The sequence below is a fragment of the Glutamicibacter sp. 2E12 genome (assembly GCF_050030965.1).
GTDB lineage: Bacteria > Actinomycetota > Actinomycetes > Actinomycetales > Micrococcaceae > Glutamicibacter.
Genome location: NZ_CP188297.1, coordinates 1,231,533 through 1,255,179, shown reverse-complemented (window position 1 = coordinate 1,255,179; position 23,647 = coordinate 1,231,533). Strand labels below are relative to the sequence as shown.

The 23,647-nt window shown below is 61.3% G+C and carries 22 protein-coding genes; 6 read left to right on the top strand and 16 right to left on the bottom strand.

The window, feature by feature from the left end:
- Window positions 1–56 precede the first annotated feature (56 nt).
- From ACP3TE_RS05805 to ACP3TE_RS05780, 6 genes are all read right to left on the bottom strand, one after another.
- Complete coding sequence (locus tag ACP3TE_RS05805; RefSeq protein ID WP_426735742.1) at window positions 57–2,090, bottom strand: 5'-nucleotidase C-terminal domain-containing protein; 2,034 nt, start codon at window positions 2,088–2,090, stop codon at window positions 57–59.
- A 175-nt stretch (window positions 2,091–2,265) separates the two neighbouring features.
- Window positions 2,266–2,478, bottom strand: coding sequence for a hypothetical protein (locus ACP3TE_RS05800; RefSeq protein ID WP_105657967.1), 213 nt, complete (start codon window positions 2,476–2,478; stop codon window positions 2,266–2,268).
- A gap of 170 nt (window positions 2,479–2,648) precedes the next feature.
- Window positions 2,649–3,356: an HNH endonuclease family protein gene (locus ACP3TE_RS05795; RefSeq protein ID WP_426735740.1), complete on the bottom strand. Its 708-nt coding sequence runs from the start codon at window positions 3,354–3,356 to the stop codon at window positions 2,649–2,651.
- A gap of 142 nt (window positions 3,357–3,498) precedes the next feature.
- Window positions 3,499–4,524, bottom strand: coding sequence for a Fe2+-enterobactin ABC transporter substrate-binding protein (gene fepB / locus ACP3TE_RS05790; protein WP_332595207.1), 1,026 nt, complete (start codon window positions 4,522–4,524; stop codon window positions 3,499–3,501).
- A gap of 154 nt (window positions 4,525–4,678) precedes the next feature.
- Entirely contained in the window at window positions 4,679–6,445 is a 1,767-nt protein-coding gene (locus tag ACP3TE_RS05785; protein WP_426735737.1) for a lipase family protein, read from the bottom strand.
- 112 nt (window positions 6,446–6,557) lie between these two features.
- Window positions 6,558–7,751 carry a siderophore-interacting protein gene (locus ACP3TE_RS05780; RefSeq protein WP_426735735.1) on the bottom strand — a complete coding sequence of 398 codons (1,194 nt, stop codon included), beginning with the start codon at window positions 7,749–7,751 and terminating at the stop codon, window positions 6,558–6,560.
- 207 nt (window positions 7,752–7,958) lie between these two features.
- On the opposite strand from ACP3TE_RS05780, the gene ACP3TE_RS05775 reads away from it, so the two are divergent.
- On the top strand, window positions 7,959–8,306 hold the full coding sequence (locus ACP3TE_RS05775; RefSeq protein ID WP_332595209.1) for a zinc ribbon domain-containing protein YjdM: 348 nt from the start codon (window positions 7,959–7,961) through the stop codon (window positions 8,304–8,306).
- Window positions 8,307–8,441: 135 nt separating this feature from the next.
- Here ACP3TE_RS05775 and ACP3TE_RS05770 read toward each other — a convergent pair whose 3' ends face one another.
- Window positions 8,442–9,038, bottom strand: a complete 597-nt coding sequence (locus tag ACP3TE_RS05770) for a CGNR zinc finger domain-containing protein (protein ID WP_133834332.1) — start codon at window positions 9,036–9,038, stop codon at window positions 8,442–8,444.
- 103 nt (window positions 9,039–9,141) lie between these two features.
- Here ACP3TE_RS05770 and ACP3TE_RS05765 point away from each other — a divergent pair, with 103 nt between their 5' ends.
- From ACP3TE_RS05765 to ACP3TE_RS05755, 3 genes are all read left to right on the top strand, one after another.
- Window positions 9,142–10,197: an LLM class flavin-dependent oxidoreductase gene (locus ACP3TE_RS05765; protein ID WP_332488435.1), complete on the top strand. Its 1,056-nt coding sequence runs from the start codon at window positions 9,142–9,144 to the stop codon at window positions 10,195–10,197.
- 60 nt (window positions 10,198–10,257) lie between these two features.
- Window positions 10,258–10,887, top strand: coding sequence for an isochorismatase family protein (locus tag ACP3TE_RS05760; protein WP_105657973.1), 630 nt, complete (start codon window positions 10,258–10,260; stop codon window positions 10,885–10,887).
- Window positions 10,888–11,040: 153 nt separating this feature from the next.
- Window positions 11,041–12,423, top strand: coding sequence for an FAD-dependent oxidoreductase (locus ACP3TE_RS05755; protein WP_105657974.1), 1,383 nt, complete (start codon window positions 11,041–11,043; stop codon window positions 12,421–12,423).
- On the opposite strand, the gene ACP3TE_RS05750 is transcribed toward ACP3TE_RS05755, so the two are convergent.
- From ACP3TE_RS05750 to purS, 5 genes are all read right to left on the bottom strand, one after another.
- The gene (locus tag ACP3TE_RS05750) at window positions 12,415–13,086 is read right to left on the bottom strand and encodes an NADPH-dependent F420 reductase (protein ID WP_105657975.1); all 672 of its coding nucleotides are present in this window, start codon (window positions 13,084–13,086) and stop codon (window positions 12,415–12,417) included. The genes ACP3TE_RS05755 and ACP3TE_RS05750 overlap by 9 nt on opposite strands.
- Before the next feature lie 16 nt (window positions 13,087–13,102).
- A complete protein-coding gene (locus ACP3TE_RS05745) occupies window positions 13,103–14,146 on the bottom strand; it encodes an LLM class flavin-dependent oxidoreductase (RefSeq protein ID WP_105657976.1) in 1,044 nt (347 codons plus the stop codon).
- 244 nt (window positions 14,147–14,390) lie between these two features.
- Entirely contained in the window at window positions 14,391–16,706 is a 2,316-nt protein-coding gene (gene purL, locus ACP3TE_RS05740) for a phosphoribosylformylglycinamidine synthase subunit PurL (protein ID WP_105657977.1), read from the bottom strand.
- Window positions 16,703–17,455: a phosphoribosylformylglycinamidine synthase subunit PurQ gene (gene purQ, locus ACP3TE_RS05735; protein ID WP_105657978.1), complete on the bottom strand. Its 753-nt coding sequence runs from the start codon at window positions 17,453–17,455 to the stop codon at window positions 16,703–16,705. Before purQ ends, purL begins: the two co-directional genes overlap by 4 nt.
- Window positions 17,455–17,706 (bottom strand): phosphoribosylformylglycinamidine synthase subunit PurS, encoded by a 252-nt coding sequence (purS, locus tag ACP3TE_RS05730; protein WP_102598679.1) that lies wholly within the window; start codon window positions 17,704–17,706, stop codon window positions 17,455–17,457. The genes purQ and purS overlap by 1 nt, the downstream gene beginning before the upstream one ends.
- Window positions 17,707–17,926: 220 nt before the next feature.
- Here purS and ACP3TE_RS05725 point away from each other — a divergent pair, with 220 nt between their 5' ends.
- Window positions 17,927–18,337, top strand: a complete 411-nt coding sequence (locus tag ACP3TE_RS05725; protein WP_181148880.1) for a YchJ family protein — start codon at window positions 17,927–17,929, stop codon at window positions 18,335–18,337.
- A 3-nt stretch (window positions 18,338–18,340) separates the two neighbouring features.
- On the opposite strand, the gene ACP3TE_RS05720 is transcribed toward ACP3TE_RS05725, so the two are convergent.
- Window positions 18,341–19,333 carry an ankyrin repeat domain-containing protein gene (locus tag ACP3TE_RS05720; RefSeq protein ID WP_105657979.1) on the bottom strand — a complete coding sequence of 331 codons (993 nt, stop codon included), beginning with the start codon at window positions 19,331–19,333 and terminating at the stop codon, window positions 18,341–18,343.
- A gap of 179 nt (window positions 19,334–19,512) precedes the next feature.
- Between ACP3TE_RS05720 and ACP3TE_RS05715 the strand changes: the two genes are divergently transcribed.
- Window positions 19,513–20,643 carry a methyltransferase domain-containing protein gene (locus ACP3TE_RS05715; protein WP_105657980.1) on the top strand — a complete coding sequence of 377 codons (1,131 nt, stop codon included), beginning with the start codon at window positions 19,513–19,515 and terminating at the stop codon, window positions 20,641–20,643.
- Here the strand turns inward: ACP3TE_RS05715 and ACP3TE_RS05710 are convergent.
- The 3 genes from ACP3TE_RS05710 to ACP3TE_RS05700 are packed head-to-tail and all read right to left on the bottom strand — an operon-like array spanning window position 20,640 to window position 23,629.
- Complete coding sequence (locus ACP3TE_RS05710; protein ID WP_105657981.1) at window positions 20,640–22,217, bottom strand: cation:proton antiporter; 1,578 nt, start codon at window positions 22,215–22,217, stop codon at window positions 20,640–20,642. The genes ACP3TE_RS05715 and ACP3TE_RS05710 overlap by 4 nt on opposite strands.
- Window positions 22,218–22,265: 48 nt before the next feature.
- Window positions 22,266–22,697: a hypothetical protein gene (locus tag ACP3TE_RS05705; protein ID WP_105657982.1), complete on the bottom strand. Its 432-nt coding sequence runs from the start codon at window positions 22,695–22,697 to the stop codon at window positions 22,266–22,268.
- A 32-nt stretch (window positions 22,698–22,729) separates the two neighbouring features.
- Window positions 22,730–23,629: a 3-methyladenine DNA glycosylase gene (locus ACP3TE_RS05700; protein WP_105657983.1), complete on the bottom strand. Its 900-nt coding sequence runs from the start codon at window positions 23,627–23,629 to the stop codon at window positions 22,730–22,732.
- Window positions 23,630–23,647: the final 18 nt, after the last annotated feature.

The following is a 23,647-nucleotide window of genomic DNA, read 5'->3' as shown; positions in this document are numbered from 1 at the left end:
GGCAAAGGGAAGAACCTCTTGGTTCTTCCCTTTGCCTTTATCTTTGCCCTTGGGCTCTAGCGTCCGGCCTTGTTGCCGAAGCGGCGTATCAGTACCAAGGCGATGCCTGCCAGGACAACGACACCGGCGACGATGCCGATCCAGCTGGTGCCGAATCCGGTATCAGCTAGGTCTTCGGAGTCCCGGTTCTGGGAATCATCCTTCTGCTCATCCTTAGGCTCGCCAGACGAGTCAGGGGACCGGGTCGCGTCCCCAGTTGGCACTGGCGAACTGGTAGGTTCTTCGGTCGCGTCGTCGGTTGCATCCTCAGATGGTTCCGGCGAATCAGTTGGATCCCCGGTTGGCTCATCCGAAGGATCCGGCGACTGCGTTGGCGCAACAGGCTCTTGCAGGACCGCGCGGCCCAGCGGAGCCGGCTCAACAACGTCATGTGCCTTGAAGTAGTTCACGGTGGCGTCCAAATCGATCTGGCCGGAGTCAGCATGATCGGTGCCGGCGGCAAACGCGGCGAAGTTATCGCCACCGGTAGCCAGGAATGCATTGGCTGCGACACGGAAGGTTGCTTCCTCGTCCAGTGGCTCGCCCTTGAAGGTGATGTCCTTGATGTGCTCGCCCTGGGCAGCGTCCTCGACGTAGGTGTAGGCGAGACCCTCGGAAATACCCAGATGCAGCTTGTTGCGTTCCGATCCTGCAGGCTGCCACTGCTGCTCCAAGGCCTCGCGGATCTGCGCCCCGGTGAGGTTGAAAGTGATCAGGGTGTTGGCGAATGGCTGGACCTCGGCTGCGGCCTTGTAGGACACTGTGCCATCTTGGCCGTAGAGCAGGTCGGCACGCAGGCCGCCTGGGTTCATGAATGCGATCTCGGCTGGTTCGCTGGCGAAATCCTCATTAGAGGTAGCCCATAGGTGGATGTCGGCTACGGTGTTGCCCAGGGTGGATTCAACGCCTCGGTCCTGGCCGGGTTCTTCTCCACCACGAAGGATGTCTTCAGAGATGGCGCCGATCTTCACGCTGCCGACCACTTCAGCTTCCGCTTCAGCGGCGCTAACGATTTCTGCGACCTCGGCATTGGCATCAAAGTTGCCCACCCATTCGCCGTCAGCGCCCTCGGTTGCCAAGGCGATGCGCTCGGTAGCGGCCTCGGTGACTTCGCCAGTCTCAGGATCTACCTGCAAGGAAACCTTGCCCAAAGTGGTGCCGTACTGGTGGGACTGGATCACCGGGCGGCCCGCGATTTCGCAGTCGTAGGACTGGTGGGTGTGGCCCGAGAAGATCGCGTCGATCTCGTTGCTGGCCTCGCGAACGAGCTCGCCATAGGCGCTGTCTTCTTCGGCAATATCTGCGCACTGATCGCCAGCGGAACCGTTGTGGGTCAGCAGCACCACTACATCTGCCTCGCCGTTCGCTTCATCGCCATCGGAGAGCTGCTCAGCTACACGGTTCGCTGCTTCCAGTTCGCTGCCGAAATCCAGGTCGGCGATGCCAGCTGGGGAAACCAGTGAAGGCATGTCTTCGGTAACGGTGCCAATGAAGCCCACGGAAATACCGGAGATCTCGCGGATCGCGTATTCCTGGAGGGCAGGAGCCGTGGTGCCCTTTTCATAGACATTGGCGCCCAGTGCGAAGTCTGCGCCGTTGACACCGCTGGAATCGGCGTAGCTGTCGATGACGCGTCCGGTCAGGTCCGCGAATCCCTTGTCGAACTCGTGGTTGCCTACTGCCGAGACATCCAGGCCGCCAGCACCCAGGGCAGCGATGGTTGGTTCGTCATCCTGCGAGGCGGAAGCGAAGGTTGAGGCGCCGATGTTATCGCCGGCGGAGACGAATAGGGTGTTTTCGTTTTCTGCACGCATTCCATCTACAGCACCGGACAGCACAGCAGCGCCGGCAGAGCTTCTGTCAGCAGAAATGCGGCCATGGAAGTCATTGATGCCAACTAGATCAATGGTGACGGCTTCAGTACCCGCAGCTGGCGACAGGGAAGCACTGTGCGTGGATGTAGCCTGAGCTGTTGCGGCACCGGTGGCGGCCAGCGAAATCGTTGCCAGCGAAGCGAGACCGAGTTTTCTTATCTGCCTGAATGCAGGCATGGGTACTCCTAAAAGTGACGAGTGTGACAAGACATATGTCTATCGCATCTGAATGAACCTGTCGATGCTTTGGCGTTAAATTTAGGTGCAGAAGTACAAGTACTGTCGGTTATTCAACAGAAGCAACCTCCCAGCCATAGGCCAAGAGGTTGCTTCTGATTAGAGGAGTATGCAGTTATTGCTGACGCTTATGCCGCGGGTCACCTGCGGTGACGGTGGAAGTTCCAAGGATCGCACTCAGCAGCAGCATGGCTGCTCCAATGAACATGAGGGTGGAGACGACCCAGCAGGCAGTGGCTGCCTCGCGCTGCGTGGTGGTCAGTGCAAAACTGAAGATGCACACGCTGGAAACCAGTAGGAGGACTCCGGGGATTCGTGTCTTCATCATGCGCCCTTGCAGTAGAGGATCAGGCCAAGCCATCGCAGAACATAATCGCTAACGTGTTGAATAATATCCATTTTGCCACAAGTCCATCGATTTGACGATAAGCCTTAAGGTGGATGTTTCCGTGCGATGTCCTGCGTACGGCTATGAGGCCCGGCGAAGCTGCCTGACTGCTAGATGCAGGATTTGAGGATGTTCCCGATCGCGGTGTGCTCTGCCTTGGTCATCCAAACGTCGTATTTGGCTTTTACCTGGGTCTGCCGCGAGACGTAAGTGCAACGGAAGCTCTTGTTGGGTGGCAACCATGATGACGCGTCCTTGTCGCCTTTGGAAGCATTAGTGGGGCCATCGGAAGCCAGCAGATTCAGCGGGTCATTGGCAAATTCCAAGCGGGTCTCGGCATCCCAGCGCTGCGCGCCCTTTTGCCAGGAATCGGACAGGGCGACAACATGGTCGATTTGCACGGAGGTGCTGGTGCCTTGGCCGCGCTTGAATTCGATGGTCTTGCCCGTGTAGGGATCATCGAACGTTCCGCTCAATACAACGCAGGGTCGCGTGGCCGGTTTATATGTCACGTCCACCAAATCGCGCGAGAGGATGTCGTTGCGCGCATCGCATCCATTGCGGTCCGGATCTTTCCATCCCTTGCCGAATTCCGCTCTGTCGTAGCCGGTTTTTGGTGCGCGGCCTTTGACCGTAACTTCATTGAGCAGTTCAAGGGATTCTGCGTAGATATCAAGTTGTTCTGCGGTGCTTGGCGTCGGTGCGGCTTGGGCATCAGGAAGGGGCGGGAACTCAATGGTCTCCAATGAAGAGCACGAGCTCAGAGCCAGGGTGGACAGGAGGGCGAACAAAGATAAGGTGCGACGCAGCGAACGCATGCGGTAGTACTACTCCTAAGGTGGCTGGTGCTTGAGCTAGAAGATGCTCTGACTTGAACTATAGGCAGTGGAGCGGACCATTTAGCCGTCCATGATCCGTGTTGTGGCGTGAGGTCGGATGTACCGGCTTCAAGGAATGCTGCTACTCGAGCTCAGAAGAGCCCAGACCTGGAAAATCGTGTTCGAAATAGTCCAAGATCTTCTGGGTTGCGTAGTAGTCCAGAAGGTGGGCAGTGGTGAGCGGGAAGACGCTGCCGCTCTGCACCGATGGCAGCTGGGCTAATGATTCATCCGAGGTAAATGCCGTGGTCGCTTTCTTGTTTGCGGCCAAGAGGAAGGTGGCATCTCCAGTGAGCGTTGCTGGCAGATCCCTGTAGCTGACGAAACTGAAATCTTCCCTTGGCTGTGTGGAAGTGTCGAACTTCTTTGGCGTGGATACCACCGTGAAGCCGAGTCCTCTGAACAGCTGCGCATGCGGCCCGGTGGTTTTAGCGATCGGGGATATGCCATGGGCTGCGTAGGAAATGATTGAAGCCGTGGTTCCGGATGGGATTGCCAGCATGCTTCTCAGTGCTGAAACCCGTTCGTTAATGGCTGCAGTGTTCTGCTCTGCTCGTTCTTCGGTACCAGTGGCTTCCCCGAGCAACTTTGAAAGTTCGTTCCAGTCCTTATCTGCGTAGTCCACGACAATGGTTGGTGCAATCTTCCTCAGCGCACCTACGTTGTCGACTTCGGAGTCTGCTCCTGTTGCCGCCACGATGATGAGGTCGGGTTTCTGGTCCTCGATTTCTTCCAGATCGAACTTCCCGATCTCGTAGAGCGGATCAACTTTGCGGTCCGAGGCAACATCAGCCCAATGCTTGAAGAAACCGTCGCCATCGGTATCAGGCCCCGCCGGCGCCGTTGCGCTGGCAATGACCGGCGCGTCCAGGGCCAGCAGTGAACCCGTGAGTCCTACCGAGGTCGAGACGATACGTTCAGGTTTTGCCTGGATCCGTATGGGGTCATGCATTGAATCAGTCAAGGTGCGTGGCCAATGCCCGGCTTCAAATGCCGCGGTGCCCGCATCTCTCCCTTGCTCGTCAGGTAACGCCGCGCAAGAGCCAAGGGAAAAGGCCAAGATGCCAAGGCACAAGGCAACTGCGATTCGGGACAAGCTGGGACGCACTAGGATTCTCCTGGGCCGACGGCCAGAAAATGGCTAGGCGGCATTGAACGGCAATGAATTACTGGAAGTCTTTCCGAACCTATTTTATGTTCCACAGACACGGGCCCGTGCGCTGGTACAAGAACAAAAGGAATCAGAGTGGCATCGCAAACGGTTATTTCCTGCACAGGGTGGAGCCTTCAGGGAAAGCTGGCTTCCCCTCAAGCAGCGAGTGGGTGAAGGCGACAAGATCTTCATTGAGTGCCGAGTCTGCCCCGACGAGCGGCATGTGGTCCAGTCCGGAGTACTCGAGGTAACCAATCTGGGCATCCGGGGTGCAAGAACTTCTGAAGAACTCGCGCTGCATCGAGGGCAAGACCAATGAATCAGCAGCGCCCTGGGCAATGAACGCCGGGTAGCCCGCCGGAACGATGGACGAATTGCGTTTCAGCACCGAGTGCAGCTGGCCGTCGAGAGCCTCGGAACTGAGAATCGGTTCGAAGAGCTGGCTGGCCTGGGCCAACCCGGTCAGCGCGCCCGTACCGGAAAAGCAATTCTGGGATAGCTGGTTTACCGCCATGCGAGAACGGGTCGTCAACCGCTCGTCGATGCCCAGATCCGGATACAGCTGGTTCCAGCTGGCGGCAATGTAGCTGGAAATGATTTTTCCCGCCGCGGTATCAGCAACCGACTCGGCCAATTCCGGAAGGTTGGTTGCCGGGGCCATGGCGGCGATGCCGAGAATCTCCAGGTTCGGAGCGTAGTCCCCGGCGGCTTCAGCCGTAGCCAGAGCCGCATGCCCGCCCTGGGAATGGCCCCACACTACGCTGGACTGTCCTAGCCGGACTCCTCGTGAATGCAGGTCTTGCAGCTGACCTGCAGCAAGAGTCGCGTCAAGCACCGCGTACGCCTCGGCAGCCGGAATCAAATAGGGATGAGGGCCGGCGGTGCCCAAGCCGACGTAATCGGTAGCGACTACTGCCCATCCGCCAGCCAACATGGTTTCACGGGCAGCAGCTGGACCATCATCATAAGGATTCGGTCCCATGGACAGCGCGCACTGGGACATGACGCCCTTGGTCCCATTGGCCCATGAGATGACAGGTAGGGTTCCCGTGGCGGACTCGGCCACGGTCACCACGCCCGAAGCTATTGCAGGAGAGCCATCGTGACCTTGCGTCGTATACAGAATTCGCCAGGCGAGAGTGTTCGGCGGAGTGCTCTTGGCCAGCGGTTCAGCGCGCAGCAACTGGCCATGGGCAGCAGGAACGCTAGCTGGCGGCAAATAGAAATCATCCGCGGCGGCCGTATCGCTTTGGCTATGCAGAAAAGCGGTGATCGTTCCGAGCCCGAGCACGGCGACGAGGCCAATGGCGCTCAATCCTGTCAGGCTAGCGCTACGCGCAGTGCGGAGCCAGCCAGGAATTGCCGGAAGGCGAGGCCGGAGAAAAGACCACAAGCAGTGGACTCCCAAAAGGAATAACCAGCCGCCGAAAGCGACGCCGAGCACCCACAAGGAAAGCCTGGGCCAAAACATCACCAGAGCCGCGCCAAAGACACCGGCAAGTGCTGTGAGAGCGCCGCGGAAGGAATACTGCCGCTGCCCGCGGAGCACCGCTGCCAGTCTGAGCACTCCGCCCAGGAGAAGAACCAGTGAAGTCGCCAAAGCCAGGACCGGCAAGCTGGCGCGATGCCAGAGCGGGAGGGCGACCCCGCTGAGCACCAGCAGGCCGCCCGAAAGCATCACTGGCCAGCGGCGAACGGAGTCCTGTTGAGCCTCGGCAAGGCGCACCAGGCCCGCAATCAACAGGCCAGCGCCCAGCAGCCAAATGATCAGCCGGACCGCGCTCGCCGAGTTGAGCATCAGGACGAGTCCGAGGGCAATCAGCAAAACACCGCCGAGAAAGCGCGCGAAATTGCTGGTGCAATCGGGCTGAGCCATGGACACTCCTCGGATAACCAGTGCGGATGCGATGCTTCCAAGGTTATCCGGAGTTAAAGAGCTTGTCCCTGTGCGTGCCGTTGTGATGCTGCGGATCACTCTGATCCAGCTTTTAGCGGCGTAATCTCCCCTCGCGCAGGGTCCAGTAAGAGGAAATGTGGGAGGAACGCTTGTCGAGGTGCCAGTGCCGCGCAACTTGGCTGATCTCTTTAACCGTGGAACGCTCGGCATGAGCGATTAGCCCAAGCCGCAGAGGGGGCAGCGGCAAGGAACGGAGCTCATCGGCCAGCAGTGAGCTGCGGCCCGCCGGAACGCCGTCACGCGGCAGCCAGCGTAAATCAACGCCTGGAGGATGTTTCACGTCAAACATTGCGTTCTGATCGGCAACTTCGAGCAACGCTAGACCGCGCGCATCCGAGGGCAATGCTTCGAGGGCTTTGCAGATCGCCGGGATGCCTGCTTCATCCGCGGCCAGCACGTAGTAGTCGGCATTCAGCGACAATGATGACTTGCTCCGTGAGGGGGAAATAACCAGTGGGTCCCCGGGCTGCGCTGTCCCGGCCCAATGGCCAACAGTCCCAGGCTCCCCATGAACTACGAAGTCGATCGCAATTTCCGGCACAACCGCGTTGATCCAACGTATCGTGTACGACTTGGAACGCGGAACCTGGTCGCGGGGCAGGCGCTGCCGCAAGGCGCGCAGATCATAGGGAGGCTCTAATCCGAGGGCGGGGTCAGCGGCAAAGACTTTCACGTATTCATCAATCGCCCCGTTGGAACGGTAGCCATCCAGATCGGGGGCGCCAGCGATGATGCGCACCATCTGGTCGTTCAGCTGTTCTACCCGGGTGATGGTCAGAATGTGCTGATCCACCTTTTCCCTTGACGGATCCAGATATCCCAAGGCGGGGGTGTGCTGGGCCAAGGGCTCCTCGTAGGTTTCCGAGTAGCTGCGCGTCTGCGCAGGAGCAAATGGCTGCGGGGCAAGCTGCTGCGCGGGCCCCTGCGCCGTTGAGTGGTGGTAGTGCTTGAACGAGGTGCGCAGTGTCTTATCCAGGACTTTGCGTGCCGCGGTGAGTGCCGCCGCGGCGCCGGCACGTTCGGCAGCGGCCAGCAATTCGTCGGTTTCCTGCTCGTTGATCACAGAGCTGTTGCCGATGTTCCGGTACAGCTGCTCTTTGGCCATCGCGTATCCTGCCTTTGCCCCGGCCTTTTCGGCCTGAGCGAGGATTTCCAGGGTGAGCCCTTCCCTTGGCGTCACCGTGTACTGCGGACCGTAGCTCTTGTACTTGTGGTGCTTAGACATGGTGTGCCCCTAACCCGGCCGGTGTGGGCACCAGCCTGTATGCCTGAGTATGGGGTATATCCGGCGTGGAAAACAAGTAATTTCAAGCTGGAGGGCAGGAAGTGTTCAAGGCCTGGGGTTCGTGCCATTTCCAGCGCGGAATTCCGGGGATTATTCGATATCCGATTCATTCGACATGGGGCATATCCGCTCACTAAAATCAGCTTCATGTCTGATACCTTGCCACCGTGCCCTGAATGCTCCAGCGAGTACACCTACGAAATGGATGCCCTGCTGGTCTGCCCAGAGTGCGCACATGAATGGAACGCTGAGGCCGAAGTAGCCGAAGCTGTCGAAGCAGTGATCAAGGATGCTGTCGGCAATGCGCTGCAGGACGGAGATACCGTCAGCATCACCAAAACCATGAAGGTCAAGGGCGCGCAGAGTGCGCTGAAGGCCGGAACCAAGGTGCGCAATATCCGCTTGGTCCAAGGCTCTGGCGACCATGATATCGCCGCCAAGGTGGACGGCTTCGGCCAGATGGAACTGAAGTCTTCCATCGTCAAGAAGATCTAGGCGTTCCGCCCGCAGTTCCTCAGGCTCCCAGCATCTACGGATGGTGGGAGCCTTTAGTGTTCCATGCTGCTTGGCACGTGCCGCGGCATGCAAGGTGCTCGGCTGCGTCGCCGGCGGGAATCCTCAGGCCATGGGCTAGGCGGCAGAAGAATCCTGCTGGCTCTTCTTCTTGGCGTACGAACGGGCCGCCCGCACGCGATCACCGCAACGCGTGGAGCACCAATGCCGGCGGCCATGGGTCTTGAGCAGGTAGCGGGTGCATGGCTCGGCTTCGCATTGGGCCAGCAGGCCCGCTTCTTCGCTGCTCAGAAGTGCTGCGGCGTCCTCGGCAAGTCGCGACATGGCGTGCTCGGTCAATTGCGTGGCGGGGTGTTCCAATGCGCGGAAGAATCCCTTGCCCGGCTCATGGTGCAGCAATGGGGTGCTCGGTGCTGCCAGCAGTGCGGCGTTGATGCCCTGCAGCACTTCCCGGGCCACGGGTGTGCCCGTGGCGATGGCATGGAAAGCTTTCCTGATCTGGCTGCGAAGGGTGACCAGCCGATTCTGGCAATAGCTTTGCAGCGCCGCTTCCTGGGGCACGAGACCCCGCACGATGAGCCATTGCGTGGTGTCCGCCGGGCTAGCCAGCGCGTCGAAGCTCTTGCCGCCAGGCAGCTGGATTTCGCTGTTGGCCAGATCGATGCTGCAGTGCTGCGCGGTTCCGGGGCTCGGGGGAAGGGGCATCTGGGACATGTTCCTCATGGTATCAGTATTGCTTTACCGTGATCACCTGCTAGTGTGTGTATCACGGTAAAAAGTAGAAATAACATGAGAAAAGAGGTTGGCCTTGCAGCCAGTGCCACGATTCGGCTCCGCTCCCTTCGCCCTGTCGGTTCACACCGGAGGCGGACCCGGTGTAGGGCAAACCGCCCAAGATGGCCTGCAGGACACCATCGATATCGCCAAGGCTGCGGATCAATCCGGATATCACCGTTTCTGGATGTCCGAGCACCATGCCATGCCCGCGCTGTCCGTGGCATCGCCGCTGCTGATGATGGCCCGGCTCACCGCCGACACCCAGCGGATCAGGTTGGGCGCGGGTGGAGTGATGCTGCCCAACCATGCGCCGCTGGTGGTCGCGGAGCAGGTTGGCATGCTCGAAGCGCTGGCTCCGGGGCGCATCGACCTGGGTGTCGGGCGCGCGCCAGGTACCGATGGGGCCACCGCGGCCGCGTTGCGCCGCGGAACCGGAGCCAACGAAACCTTCGACGAGCAACTGGCCGAGCTGGTGGGATTCCTGAATGATGATTTCCCTGCAGGGCACCCCTACAGCGAAGTCCATGCAGTGCCCGGCCCGTGGCAGAACGAGCAGAACCGCCTGCCCGCACCGGAAACGCAGACCCCGTTGTGGATCCTGGGCTCCTCGCCGTATTCGGCGCAGCTGGCCGCGCGGCTGGGCCGGCCCTACGCCTTCGCCTTGCAGTTCGGCGATGCCGATATCGACACCGCGCTGCGCATCTACCGCGAGAACTTCGTGCCTTCGGCAGTGCTCGACCGTCCGTACGTGCTCATCAGCCAAAGCGTCATCGCGGCCGAGGATCCAGAATACGCCCGTGCCGAGGCCTCGACCATGGCGATGGCCATGCTGCGGATGTTCAAGCGTGAACCCTTTGCACTGCTATCCGCCCAGGAGGTCGCAGGATATCCGGCCACGCTCAATGAGCGAGCGATCATTGACATGTACACCAACCGCACCCTGGCCGGCACGCCTTCCGAAGTGGCCCAGCGCCTGGAAGCGCTGCAGCAGCGGACCGGAGCGGATGAGTTGATGATGGTCCTTGGCAGCCACACCCCTGGCGCAGCGGTGCAAACCGTGCAGCTCATGGCCCAGCACTACCGGCCGGCTAAATAAAACCTGAAACACCCGGTGCCGTATGGCGCCATCTCGACACATCGGAAAGAGGAACTCACTATGTCCGCACCACGCAGAGCACTAATCGTCATCGACGCACAGCAGGAATACTTTGATGGCCTGCTGCAGATCCAGTACCCGGATCGCGAGCAGTCGGTAGCCACCATCGCCAATGCCATGGACGAAGCGGCAAAGGCCGGGATCCCGGTGGTTGTCGTGCAGCACCAAGCGCCCGAGGGATTCCCCGTCTTTGCCCCGGAATCCGCTACCTATGCCCTGCACCCGCAGATCCAGGATCGGATGGAAGCTGCAGAGCACCAATTCTCCAAGAACTATGCCAGCATCTTCGCGGGTACAGGCCTGGAAGAGTGGCTTCGCGAGCGTGAAATCACCACGTTGACCCTGGTGGGCTACATGACCAATAACTGCGTGATCGGTTCTGCCGCGGCTGCCGAACCGCTGGGGTTCACCGTGGAAGTGCTCTCCGATGCTACCGGCGCGATCGAAATTGTCAACGCTGCCGGTTCCATCCCCGCCCAGCAGGTGCATGAAACCCTGATGGCCGTGCTGAATTCCAGCTGGGCTGCGGTGGCCCCGACCGCTACCTGGATCGAGGCAGTGGCCTCGGGTGCTGCACTGCCCGGCGATAACCTCATCGAATCAGCTGCTCGTGGCCGTGCCGGCCAATAGCCAGGTGAGCGTCCTGTAACTGGCGGATCGCATCTTGCAAAGGGTGTGGTCCGCCATTTTTCATCTCCGGGCTGTCCGGGCAAAGGTTGACGGAAGCGGCCTGCGGGAACAAGACTCGTGCTAGGACAAGACGGCGACAGCTAGGGGATTATCGTGGGTTCGGCAAACGCGGACGGAAAGCTCGATGCGATCGTGATCGGGTGGGGCAAAGGCGGCAAGACCCTGGCAGGTACCCTGGCCAAGGCAGGACAGCGGGTGGCGGTGATCGAGCAGTCCTCCCAGATGTATGGCGGCACCTGCATCAATATCGGTTGCGTGCCGACCAAGGCCTTGATCCATGATGCCGAATCCCGGGATGGCGCCGGATACGACCAGCAGGTCTTCCAGGAGGCCGTCCAGCGCCGGGACAAGCTCACCGCCATGATGCGCGCCAAGAATTTCTCCATGCTCGACGACCTGGAGTCGGTGCTGGTGGTCAATGGCAAGGCCGCATTCACCGGGCCTCGAAGCATCAAGGTCAGTGCCGGTTCCGAAGAGCTGGAACTGAGCGCAGGGAAGATCATCATCAACACCGGCGCGCTACCTGCGATCCCGGACATCGAAGGAGCGCAGATCGGCGGGCGGGTGCATGACTCCACAACGATCCAGCATGCCCAGCTGCCCAAGGCCCTGGCTGTGGTGGGCGGGGGATATGTCGGCATCGAGTTCGCCTCGATGTTTGCCCAGTTCGGATCGAAAGTCACCGTGCTGGATCGCGGGAGCCGTGCGCTGTCCAAGGAAGACCCGGATGTGGCCGGGGAAGTCCAGGCCTGCCTGGAAGATGCCGGAGCCGAGATCATCAGTTCGGCTTCGGTGCGTTCGATCAGCCAGGACGAGCAAGGCGCCACCGTCAGCTACGAGCGTCGGGGCGAGGTGCACCAGCTGCAGGCGGATGCCGTGCTGATTGCGCTTGGGCGCGTGCCGAATACTGCCGGTCTGGGGCTGGAAGCCGCCGGGGTCCAGACGGGCTCCCGCGGGGAAGTCGCGGTTGACGAGTTCCTGGCCACCAATGTCGAGGGCATCTATGCCCTGGGCGATGCCAACGGCGGACCCCAGTTCACCTATGTCTCGCTCGATGACCACCGGGTCTTGGCCAGCCAGTTGCTGGGAGACGGATCACGCAGCACCAAGGACCGGGTTGCTGTTCCGTACACCATCTTCACCACTCCGCCGCTGGCTCGCGTTGGCTTGAGCCAAGAGCAGGCAGCGCAGCAGGGGTTCCAAGCCAAGATCGCGGTGAAGAAAGTTTCCGAGATCGCCGCGATGCCGCGCCCCAAGATCGTGGGCGACCCGCGGGGCATCATCAAGTTCGTCATCGATGCGCGCAGCGACCAGATCCTCGGAGCGGCGCTGATGCACGTGGACTCCCAGGAGGTGGTCAACCTGGTGGCATTGGCCATGCGGCAGCACATGACTGCCGCTGAACTGCGCGACCAGATCTTCACCCACCCCTCGTCCACCGAAGCGCTGAACGAGGTGCTCGCGCAGCTAGGCTGAGGCCTGGACCTGCGCGGCATCGATGAGTTCGGCGAGCTCGGCCCGCGGCTTGTTCGCGCCGAAAGCAGGCTGGCCCGGCTGCAGGCGCAAGCCTTCAGCCAAAGGGCCGATCGGCAGCGGATCAAAGCCGAAATCATCAACGATCAGTGCTACCTGATCGACGTCGGCGCCCAGATCACCGGCGATCGCGATGGCCTTGCGGCGCTCGGCGCCGGCTGGACGGGACTCGTCCTCGAGGTCGTGGTAGCCCATGTGGTTGAAGGCCTTGACGATCCGCGAACCTGGCAGGAACTCCTGGATCAACTTGCTGGTGGACACCGTGGGGTCGTTCAGGTCCTCGTGGATGCCGTCGGTTTCCCACCAGTAGTTCATGGCATCGATAACCAGCTTGCCTTCAAGCTCGGCAGCCGGAATATTCTGGTACTTTCCCAGAGGCAAGGCCAGTATGGCAATGTCGGCTTCCCGTGCGGCGGTTGCCGGATCCACGGCCACGGCACCCGGAGTCAGGATCTCAATGGTCAGGGCAATGGCGCCGGGGTCGCCGGAACCGGCGATGAGCACCTTGTAGCCGGCCTGCAGGGCGCGGCGGGCCAGGACCGTGCCGATCTTCCCGGCGCCCAGGATGCCGATGGTCTGCTGTGTCATTTTCTCTCCTTCAGGCATGTCTTCGAATCCGGGTTTAGCTCTCGGCAAGCATTTCGCGCACCAACGGGATGACCTTCTCGCCGTAGAGTTCCACTGCACGCAGGCGGGCGCTGGCTTCTACTGCGCCGCCCGAGTAGATCAAATCGAAACGGCCGATATCCAAGGTCTTGATGGTCTTGGCGATCTTGCGCGCCACGGTTTCCGGAGAGCCCACGTACAGCGATCCTTCGCTGATTTCGTGCTCGAATTCGCCGCGGCTCATTGGGCTCCAGCCGCGGGTGGCGCCGATGCGGTCGCGCTGCTCCTTGTAGGCGTCGAACATGTGCTCGCGGGCCAACTCGTCGGTTTCTGCGACGAAGCCAGGTGAATGCAGGCCCACCGGCAGGGTTGGGTGCCCGAACTGGTCGTTGGCCCGGCGGTACAGGTCGATGTAGGGTGCGAAACGCTCGGGGGAGCCGCCGATGACTGCTAGCATCATGCGGAATCCGTAGTGCGCCGTGCGGATGACCGACTGCGGGGAACCGCCCACTCCCACCCAGGTGTTCAGGCGGCCGGACTCGGTCTTCGGGAAGACTTCCATGTCGGTCAGCGCTGCACGCTTGGTTCCCTGCCAAGTCACCGGCTTTTCGTCGAGCAGCTTGTGGAACAGGTCGATCTTCTCGTCGAAGAGCAGTTCGTAGTCAGCCATGTCATGGCCGAACAACGGGAAGGACTCGGTAAAGGAGCCGCGGCCCAGCATGACTTCGGCACGGCCGTTGGACAAGGCATCCACAGTAGCGAAGCGCTGGAAGACGCGGACCGGATCGTCGGAAGACAGCACGGTCACGCCGGATCCGAGGCGGATCCGCTCGGTCGCCGTGGCAATGCCCGCCAGAACGGTCTCGGGGCTTGAGATGGCGTATTCGGGGCGGTGGTGCTCGCCGACAGCGATCACATCGACGCCGGCCTGATCGGCCGCGATGGCTTCCTGGACCGTGGCGCGGATGCCCTGGGCATGGGTTACCAGCTTGCCTGACTTGTCGCTGGGTACGTCGCCAAAGGTGTCGAGGCCGAATTCGATGTTCTCGAAGGCGTTCATTGCGTGCTCCCTGTAGTCCAGAACTTTGTTGATGCATCAATCATGACTCAAAGTTATTGACGTGTCAACTATATCCGGAGATTGCGCCTCGACCGGTCTCCAGCCCAGCCGCACAGGCGCCAGAACGCATCGGACTCGGGGCTGGAGCAGACCTTGGAGCACTGCTTAGCGCCACATCATCCAGGCATGCAAAACGGCGGCTCTCCTCGATGAGGAGAACCGCCGTCCAGGGGTGGGCCAGAAACTAGCCGAAGTACTTCTTCATGGTGCCCTCGGAAGCCTCGCGCAGCTCGTCCACCGAAACGGTGAACTCGCCCTGGACTTCCAGGACGCCGGACTGCGCATCGACAATGCCCATGCGGGCCACGGTGACACCGCGGGCACTGGTCATGTCGTTGAAGCGGACCTCTTCGCTGCGTGGAACGGCAACCAAGGCGCGTGCCTGGGACTCCGAGAACAGCGCGGTGAAGGAATCGATGCCGTCACGCTGCTTGATCTCGTCCAGGGCCACGCGGGCGCCAACGCCGTAGCGCAGGACCATCTCGGACAGCGCTGCAAGCAGGCCGCCCTCGGACAGGTCGTGCGCGGCGTCGATCATGCCGTCGCGGCTGGCGTTGATCAGGATTGCGCCCAGTGCCTTCTCGGCAGCCAGGTCGACCTTTGGCGGCAGGCCGCCGAGGTGGCCGCGCAGGTTGGCGAACTCCGAGCCGTCCAGCTCATCGGCGGTGGTGCCGATCAGGTAGATGGCCTGGCCGTCGGCCTCTTCGCGCCAGCCCGAAGGGGTGCGGCGAGCGACGTCGTCGAACTTGCCCAGGGTCGCCACCACAGGGGTTGGGTGGATGGCCTTGTCGCCGGTCTGGTTGTACAGCGAGACATTGCCGCCGGTGACCGGGACGCCGAGCTCCATGCACGCATCGGACAGGCCGCGGATGCCCTCGGCCAGCTGCCACATGACATCCGGGTCCTCTGGGGAGCCGTAGTTCAGGCAGTCCGAAACCGCCGCAGGGATCGCACCGGAGGTGGCGACGTTGCGGTAGGACTCGGCCAGCGCCAGCTGGGCGCCGGCATACGGGTCCAGGTAGGTGTAGCGGCCGTTGGCATCGGTGGCGATGGCCACGCCGAGTCCGGTGGACTCGTCGATGCGGATCACGCCGGCATCATCCGGGGCGGCCAGCGCGGTGTTGCCGCCGACGTAGCGGTCGTACTGGTTGGTGATCCAGGACTTGTCGCACATGTTCGGGCTGGCGATCAGCTCCAGGGCGGCGGCCTTCAGCTCTTCGCCGGTAGCTGGCAGGTTGGCGCCGGCTTCCGAGGACTTGAAGGTGTCAGCCTGCAGCGCATCCTGCCACTGCGGGCGGGCATACGGGCGGTCGTAGACCGGGCCGTCGTGGGCGACGGTCTTCGGGTCCACATCCACGATGACTTCGCCATTCCAGGTGATGATCAGCCGATCGGTGTCGGTGACCTCGCCCAGCCAGGAGTACTCCACGTTCCACTTGGCCATGACGGCCTCGAACGCTTCGATGTTCTGCGGGGTGACTACGGCCATCATGCGTTCCTGGGACTCCGACATCAGGATTTCGCCCGGTGTCAGGGTGGAGTCGCGCAGCAGCACGTTGGTCAGCTCGACCTGCATGCCGCCTTCGCCGTTGGAAGCCAGTTCGCTGGTGGCGCAGGAGATGCCTGCGGCGCCCAGGTCCTGGATGCCCTCGACCAGCGAGGCCTTGAACAGTTCCAGGCAGCACTCGATGAGCACCTTCTCGGCGAACGGGTCGCCCACCTGCACCGCAGGGCGCTTGGAGGGCTTGGTGTCGTCGAAGGACTCCGAGGCCAGCACCGACGCGCCGCCAATGCCATCGCCACCGGTGCGCGCACCGAAGAGCACGACCTTGTTGCCCACGCCCGAGGCGTTGGCCAGGCGCAGATCCTCGTGGCGCAGTGCGCCCACGGCCAGTGCGTTGACCAGCGGGTTGCCCTGGTAGATCGGGTCGAAGACGGTTTCGCCGCCGATGTTCGGCAGGCCCAGCGAGTTGCCGTAGCCGCCGATGCCCGAGACCACGCCGTGCACGACGCGCTGCGAGTCCTCGTGGTCGATCGCGCCGAAACGCAGCGGATCCATCACGGCGATCGGGCGGGCGCCCATGGAGATGATGTCGCGCACGATGCCGCCGATGCCGGTAGCGGCACCCTGGTACGGCTCGACGTAGGAAGGCGAGTTGTGGGACTCGATCTTGAAGGTCACGGCCCAGCCGTCGCCCAGGTCGGTGACACCGGCGTTTTCGCCCATGCCGACCATCAGGTCCTTCTTCATTTCCGGGGTGACCTTCTGGCCGAACTGGCGCAGGTGGTTCTTGGTGGACTTGTACGAGCAGTGCTCGGACCACATGACCGAGTACATGGCCAATTCAGCGGCGGTCGGACGACGGCCCAGGATCTTCACGATCTCGGCGAACTCGTTGTCCTTCAGGCCCAGCTCTGCCCATGGCAGTTCTACATCCGGGGTGCCCGCTGCGTTATCGACGGTGTCGATATTGAATTCCTTAGTGGCTTCCTGGCTCACTTTTTGCCTCCAACAAGGTGGGTCAGAACGCTGGTGAAGAATGCCAGCCCGTCGGTGCCGCGGTGGTCCGGGCCGAAGCCGGCCTCAATGGCGTGCTCCGGGTGCGGCATCAGGCCGACAACGTTGCCGGCCTTGTTGCTCACGCCGGCGATCGAGCGGCGCGAGCCGTTCGGGTTCCAGCCCACGTAGGAGAACGCGATGCGGTTTTCAGCTTCGAGCTCGTCCAGGACCTTCTCGTCGGCCACGTACTGGCCATCCTGGTTCTTCAGCACGATGGTGATTTCCTGGCCTGCTTCGAAGCCGTTGGTCCATGCGGTCTGGTTGTTCTCCACGCGCAGCAGCTGATCGCGGCAGATGAACTTCAAGTGGTCGTTCTTGATCATCGATCCGGGCAGCAGGTGCGACTCGGTGAGGATCTGGAAACCGTTGCAGATGCCCAGCACGGGCAGCTTGGCATGGGAGTTCGCGGCATCTGCGATCTTCGCCATCATCGGTGCGAAGCGGGAGATCGCGCCGGCGCGCAGGTAGTCGCCGTAGGAGAAGCCGCCGGGGATCACCACGGCGTCGACATCCTGCAGGTCGGTGTCGGCGTGCCACAGGGACACCGCTTCGGCACCGGCTGCGCGCACGGCGCGAGCGGCGTCGCGGTCATCGAGGGTGCCCGGGAAGGTCACCACGCCGATGCGCGCTCCGGAAAGTTCAGTGCTTGGCGTTGAATAGTCGCCAATCAGGGGAAGTTCGGCGCTCATTAGTCTTCGAATACCTCGACGTTGACGACATCTTCGATCACCGGGTTGGAAAGCAGGGTTTCTGCAGCCTCGCGAGCCTGGGCGAGGATTTCTTCGGTCACCTCGCCGTCCACGGACAGTTCAAAGCGCTTGCCCTGGCGGACAGCTTCGAAGGAGGTGAAGCCTAGGCGGGGAAGAGCTCCCGCGATGGCCTTGCCCTGAGGGTCAAGGATTTCTGGCTTGAGCATGACATCTACAACGATGCGGGGCATCCGGCATATCTCCTGTTGGCGAGGTTAAGTTAAATGCCACACGGAGATGCCGTCTCACACCAGGGGGATTTGGCGCTCCGCGAGCTTGCCTTCATAGTCTACCCGTGAATGTGATGGGGAAAACGTCCCTGTGCGCGATAGCACCGATATCCTGCGGTTTAAGTCATGTGATCTTAGGCTCACGGGTTGTCGAAGCGCGCTCGACGCGTATGCTGAAACTGTGAAAAATGCTAGTCAAACCGTCTGCGCCTGCCGAGCCCTGGACGCTGTGAAGCCGTCCTACGAAAACTGCTGCAAGCCCTTGCATGACGGAAGGGAAGATGGCTCCTTGCTGCCGCAGACCGCGGAGCAGCTGATGCGCTCACGCTACAGCGCCTTCGTGCTGGGGCTGTCGCAGTATTTGCTGGCGACCTGGCATGAGAGCACGAGGCCCAAGGAACTGGACGTGGATTCGCAGATGCGCTGGACCGGCTTGGAGATCATTTCAACCCGTGCTGGCGGCGCGGCGGCCTCCCGCGGGGTGGTTGAATTCGCTGCCAACTATCGCGACGGCCGGCATGAAGCGCAGCAGCATGAGGTCAGCACCTTCGTGAAGCAGGACGGCGCCTGGTTCTACCTCGACGCCCTCTAGGACTCAGCGCTTGGCTGCGGCCTGCAGCATGGTCAGCATCTGGCTCTGTTGGCGTTCACGCGCTAGCTTGAATGCATCAGAACCGGAGTGGTCCTCCAAATGCGGGTCTGCCCCGTTGATAATCAGCAAACGCGCGATGGTGATGGCATTGGCGGTGCCCTGGCCCAGGACAATGGTTTCGTGCAGGGCCGTCCAGCCCAGGTCATTAACCTGGTCTACCGGGATATCGGTGCGGAGCAACTGGCGCACGGCCTGAACCCGGCCATTCTCGCTGGCGACGGTCAAGGCGGTCCCGCCCATGCGATTTACCGCCGTGAGGTCGGCCCCGCCGTCAATGAGAAGCTTCAGCGTTTCAACCTGGCCATTGGCGCTCGCGCGCAGGAACGGCGACTCGTAGAAGTCGTCCTTCTTGTCGGGATCCGAGCCTGCTTCGAAGAGGGTCTTGGCGATGGCAGGGTTCTTGTTGATGACTGCACGCATCAGCGCGGTGCGACCGGCCTCGTCCTGCGCGTCGAGGTCAGCTCCATCCTTGAGTGCTGACTTGACGTCCTTCAGCTTGCCTCGATTCACTGCAGCGAACAGCTGCGTGGTGGCCTTGGACATTTCGGCCGCTGAACTGGGAAGCGCCTTGATGGAGGCACCAGTGTTGGCACCCGAGGCCAGGGGCGACAGCGATGTCTTGGAGCTTTCGGGCTTGGCCGGAGTGCCGGCGGGCTGCTTGGCTGAATTGCTCGGAGTCGTGGTGGGAGCAGTGGCATTGTTCCCGGTTGGAGCCGGAAGCGGGACGCTGGAGCTTGCTGCGGCCTTGCTCGGAGCGGGCAGGGATTTTTCGGTGGCACTGCTGGAAGACGGGGCGGGAACCGGGGTGGAAGAAACTTCATGAGCCTGGGGTGAAGAAGCGGCGCAACTCGTGCAGGCGCCGATCACGGCAGCAAGGGGGAGTGCAAGCAATGCAATGCCACGGCGATGCGTGGATAGCCCGGTATGAAGTGCCATCTGTCCTTTCGCGGTTAAACAACCCTTCCCCGTATGGCTTTCGCATCATGCAGGGATTCTGCTCAGTAACTTTTGATCAATTGAGAGCTTAGCGGCCAAAGCTGAAAATTTGCGGTCAATCAGCGCCAAGATTTCTCTGTGCTCGGTGCCGGCCGATCTTCGCTAAAATCATAAGCACCATGGAATGCCTTTACTTTTCTGCCTCCCGTTGCCGCTCATGCACCTTGATGACGGTGCCTTACGCCCAGCAACTGCAATCTAAGGTGGCGGATTGCCAGCAGCTGCTGGCCGGCTTCCCGGGCCTGGAATTCCTTCCGCCCCAAGCCAGCAGCGAACAGGGCTTCCGCAACAAAGCCAAAATGGTCATTTCCGGAACCACCGGCCAGCCGACCATCGGCATCCTGGATGCCGACGGCCACGGTGTCGATCTGCGCAACTGCGGAGTCATCGCAGCACCGCTACGTGCCGTATTCCCGGTCATCGAGCAGTTCATTCATGATCTGAAGCTCATTCCCTACGACGTTCCCAAGCGCAAGGGCGAACTCAAGCATGTGATTCTCACCCTGTCGGATACCGGTTCGGTGATGGTCCGTTGGGTATTGCGCACCAAGAAGCATTTTGTGGCACTGCGTGATTCGCTGCCGCAATTCCTTGAGCAGCTTCCACGCCACAGCGTGGTGTCGGTGAACTTCTTGCCTGAGCACAAGGCAGTGCTGGAAGGCGAAGAAGAAATCATTCTTACCCGCCGAACCACCTTGGAATTCGGGCTGAACGGCGTACCGATGCACCTGCGCCCCCAGGGCTTCTTCCAGACCAACAGCGAGATCGCTGCCGCCTTGTACCGGCAGGCCCGCCAATGGATCAACGATGCCAACCCCGAAAGCGTTTGGGATCTGTACAGCGGGGTGGGTGGTTTCGCACTGCATTGCGCTACCGAGGACCGTACCGTGTACGGCATCGAGACCAGCGGGGAAGCCGTTGAATCGGCAAAGACCAGCGCCAAGACCATGGAGCTGGATGACATCCATTTCAGGGTCCAAGACGCAACCGAATTCGCGCTGGGTGCCGGCTGGGCGCCAGAGGCGGTAATCGTGAATCCTCCGCGCCGCGGTATCTCCGCAGAGCTATCGAAGTGGCTGAACGAGTCCGATGTCCAGCACATCATTTACTCCAGCTGCAACGCGAAGTCACTGGCCAGGGACCTGGAGCGTTTGGAGAACTACGCTCCGCAGCAGGCTCGCGTCATGGACATGTTCCCGCAGACCAGCCACTACGAAGTCATCGTGAAGCTGGAGCGCAAGGCCGCCTAGCGATCCAGGGTTGCGGTGCGTCGGTCAAGGCGGCCGACAATCTCGTCAACGATGTGCGGGTCGATATTCGGTTCGCGGCGGGCCTTGAGCAGCTCGTCGCGGGCGGCTTCCAGGGCGATGGCCTGGATCGAATCGGCCTTGGCGATCACCGCGCGAATCTGCGTGTACTTTTCGTCCGAGATCGCATCGTGCGGATCCGGGTCCTTGGCCAGGATGGTATGCAGCGAGTTCATGCGCCGGCGCACTGCCTGCTGGTAATTCTCCGGCAGCTCTTCGAGCTGCACGTTCTTGCGCAGCGCCGCCAGTGCGACAGCCTCGGCGCGGCGGGCCAGGGCCCGGCGGGCACGCTTGGCATCTTGCTCGTTGTTGCGCAGCTTCAGCACGCGCATCAGCGCTGGCAAGGTCAGGCCCGGGAGCACCAAAGTGCACAGCAAGACGGAGCAAGCGGCGACCACCACGAAGTTGCGTCCCTCGATGGCCGATCCATCCGCTGCGACCTTGGGCAGTGCCAGGGCCAAGGCCAAAGTCGCCAGCCCGCGCATGCCGCACCAAGTGAGCACCAGCGCATCCTTGCGCGCAGGAATCTTGGGCTTGCTGCGGTTGGGCAGGTAGTAGGTCGCCAGCATCCACAGCGCACGCACTGCGATGACCACGAAGCAGATCGCGGCGATGCCCGGGATGAAGCCGATCAGGTTGCTGCCTTCCTCCTGGATCACCTGGTTCATCTCGATGCCCATCAAGCCGAAAGCCAGGCCGGTGGCCAGCAGCTCGAGCACTTCCCAGAAGGATTGCCGGGTTAGGCGTTCGGCAGAGTCCTGGGGGCGGTCCCGCCGCACCATTTCAAGGGCCGTCACCACCACTGCGATGACCCCTGAAATATGCAGCTCCTCCGCAATCATGTAGACCGCATAAGGTGCCACCAAGGTGGCCGCGCAACGCGCTGCCAGGTTGGGAACGAAGCGGTTCAAGGCGCCGATGGCCCAGCCCATGGCCAGACCCAGGACTACCGCCCCTGCGGCACCGAGCAGGAACTGCGGAATGATTTCGAGTCCGACTTCCGAGCCATTCAGGGTTGCCTGGACGGCCAACTGGAAGATCACGATGGCCATTGCGTCGTTGAACAGGCCCTCGGTTTCCAGCAGGGACGTCAGGCGCCGCGGCATTTTCACCTTGGTGGCAATTGCATCCACCGCGACCGGGTCAGGCGGGGCCACTACTGCGCCCAACGCCAATGCCAGCGGAATGGAAGCGATGGGGGAGAAGGCCAGCGCGGTAGCGGCCACGGTGCCTGCTGTCACCACGATGAGCACCACGGCCAGCCGGATCAGGGCCTTCCAGCGGAAGCGGAACACCGACCAACTGCTGCGCTGGGCCGTAGCGAAAAGCAAAGGCGGCAAGAAGATCGGCAGGATCAGCTCGGGCTCAATATGCATTTCGGGCATGAACGGCAAGAAACCTGCCAGCGTCGCGAAAATCAGCATCAAGATCGGGTAGGGCAATTTAATGCGTTCCCCGATGCCGACAATCAGGATCGTGGCGAATAGCAGCGCGATAACCAGCAGGAAAAACTCCATAGTCTTACTATTCTAGTTTCTCCGCGCAGTTATTCAGGGGTTATCGACTCATGTTTTCACGGAACCGAGTAGAAACGAGGCGGCATCCCAACGATCGATGGCGCAGCCGTTATGCCGGGAAAAGCTCGTATTCACCGTCTCGCCGTGCAGGGTTCCGCTTATTTCGGCCCGTTGCGGTCCACCGTATATTTCGGTGCAGATTTCCTGGGGATCAACTTCTCCGGCAATGGCACCGGGTTCAAGCTCGAGCTGCAAGCAAGCTTTGGATGCGTTCGGCAATGTGCTGGATTCAGCGGCTTGTTCGCCGGTGCATTCCAGGGAGTACTGCTGTGAAATTTCGCTGCCGTCATCGCGAATGGTGATTTCCAATTGGGTCTGCGGCCCCTGTCCGATGCTGGTGGCGCAGGAAGCCAGCGAGAGGCTCACGCAGCCGAGCGCGATACCGGCCGGAATCAGGCGAAGGCCCCGTGCAGTAACCATGGATCAATCTTGCCTGCGGCCGCGAATAAGTTCTAGTCTTCCGGGAAGATTGGCAGGTTGTTGGCGACTTCCAGCAATTGATTGCGCAGCGAGTCGGCACGCTGGGCAAATTCCTTTTGCAATCTCACGTACGCGGCCTTGCCCTCGGGAGTTTCAATGCGGATGGGTTCATGGCCCCAATCGCCCAGATCATAGGGGGACGCCTGCATATCCATGGTGCGAATGTCCCAGGCGAGCTCGAAGCAGTCCATGACCAAGTCGCTTGGCACCGCAGGGGAGAGCTTATAGGCCCACTTGTACAGATCCATGTTGGCGTGCAGGCAACCGGGCTGTTCCAGGTCGCGCTGGGTTTCCCTGGTCGGCTGCAGCTCGTTGAGCTCGATCGCCTGGGGAGTGTAGAAGCGGAATGCATCGAAGTGGGTGCAACGGATCTTGTGTGTTTCCACCACTTCGTCGGTTCCCTGCGCACCCAAGCGCAGCGGGAGGTATTCATGGCGGATGCCGTTGGCCTCGGATTTGTAGGCCATCGCCCATTCATGCAGGCCGAAGCAGGAGAAGTTTCCTGGCCGCTGCGCGGTGCCGGCCAGAATGATGCGGGCGAACTCGATGGCCCGGGCACGCGCCTTGCCGAATGCCTCCGCATCGAAGTGGTATCCCGTACCGTGGCCGGTTTGGACTCTGCGGTAGAACTTCCACTCGCCGCGTTCTTGGGCCGCGTCTCCGGCTAGAACCACGTTCATCCCTGGATGCCAGCGGTAGAGCTGGCCCGGCTTTTGCGTGTAATAGGTGAACAGGAAGTCCTCGATGGGATGCTTCTTGCCCTTCATCCGCCGTTCCACGAAAGGTTCGCCAAAGGCCCGAGCCCGTGCTTCATGCTCAGCGGCATGCGGCATCCACTGCGAGGGTTCCAAAATGGCGGCGGTCAGAGGCATACTTCTAATTATTCAATT

Excerpts from the sequence above, each read along its gene's own strand:
- ACP3TE_RS05785 (WP_426735737.1), bottom strand. The coding sequence starts at position 6,445 with ATGGCTCAGCCCGATTGCACCAGCAATTTCGCGCGCTTTCTCGGCGGT.
- ACP3TE_RS05760 (WP_105657973.1), top strand. The coding sequence starts at position 10,258 with ATGTCCGCACCACGCAGAGCACTAATCGTCATCGACGCACAGCAGGAA.
- ACP3TE_RS05795 (WP_426735740.1), bottom strand. The coding sequence starts at position 3,356 with ATGCGTTCGCTGCGTCGCACCTTATCTTTGTTCGCCCTCCTGTCCACC.
- purS (WP_102598679.1), bottom strand. The coding sequence starts at position 17,706 with ATGCCCCGCATCGTTGTAGATGTCATGCTCAAGCCAGAAATCCTTGAC.
- ACP3TE_RS05745 (WP_105657976.1), bottom strand. The coding sequence starts at position 14,146 with ATGAACGCCTTCGAGAACATCGAATTCGGCCTCGACACCTTTGGCGAC.
- ACP3TE_RS05800 (WP_105657967.1), bottom strand. The coding sequence starts at position 2,478 with ATGATGAAGACACGAATCCCCGGAGTCCTCCTACTGGTTTCCAGCGTG.
- ACP3TE_RS05775 (WP_332595209.1), top strand. The coding sequence starts at position 7,959 with ATGTCTGATACCTTGCCACCGTGCCCTGAATGCTCCAGCGAGTACACC.
- purQ (WP_105657978.1), bottom strand. The coding sequence starts at position 17,455 with ATGAGCGCCGAACTTCCCCTGATTGGCGACTATTCAACGCCAAGCACT.
- ACP3TE_RS05715 (WP_105657980.1), top strand. The coding sequence starts at position 19,513 with ATGGAATGCCTTTACTTTTCTGCCTCCCGTTGCCGCTCATGCACCTTG.
- ACP3TE_RS05750 (WP_105657975.1), bottom strand. The coding sequence starts at position 13,086 with ATGCCTGAAGGAGAGAAAATGACACAGCAGACCATCGGCATCCTGGGC.
- ACP3TE_RS05780 (WP_426735735.1), bottom strand. The coding sequence starts at position 7,751 with ATGTCTAAGCACCACAAGTACAAGAGCTACGGTCCGCAGTACACGGTG.
- ACP3TE_RS05710 (WP_105657981.1), bottom strand. The coding sequence starts at position 22,217 with ATGGAGTTTTTCCTGCTGGTTATCGCGCTGCTATTCGCCACGATCCTG.
- ACP3TE_RS05770 (WP_133834332.1), bottom strand. The coding sequence starts at position 9,038 with ATGTCCCAGATGCCCCTTCCCCCGAGCCCCGGAACCGCGCAGCACTGC.
- ACP3TE_RS05705 (WP_105657982.1), bottom strand. The coding sequence starts at position 22,697 with ATGGTTACTGCACGGGGCCTTCGCCTGATTCCGGCCGGTATCGCGCTC.
- ACP3TE_RS05805 (WP_426735742.1), bottom strand. The coding sequence starts at position 2,090 with ATGCCTGCATTCAGGCAGATAAGAAAACTCGGTCTCGCTTCGCTGGCA.
- ACP3TE_RS05700 (WP_105657983.1), bottom strand. The coding sequence starts at position 23,629 with ATGCCTCTGACCGCCGCCATTTTGGAACCCTCGCAGTGGATGCCGCAT.
- ACP3TE_RS05720 (WP_105657979.1), bottom strand. The coding sequence starts at position 19,333 with ATGGCACTTCATACCGGGCTATCCACGCATCGCCGTGGCATTGCATTG.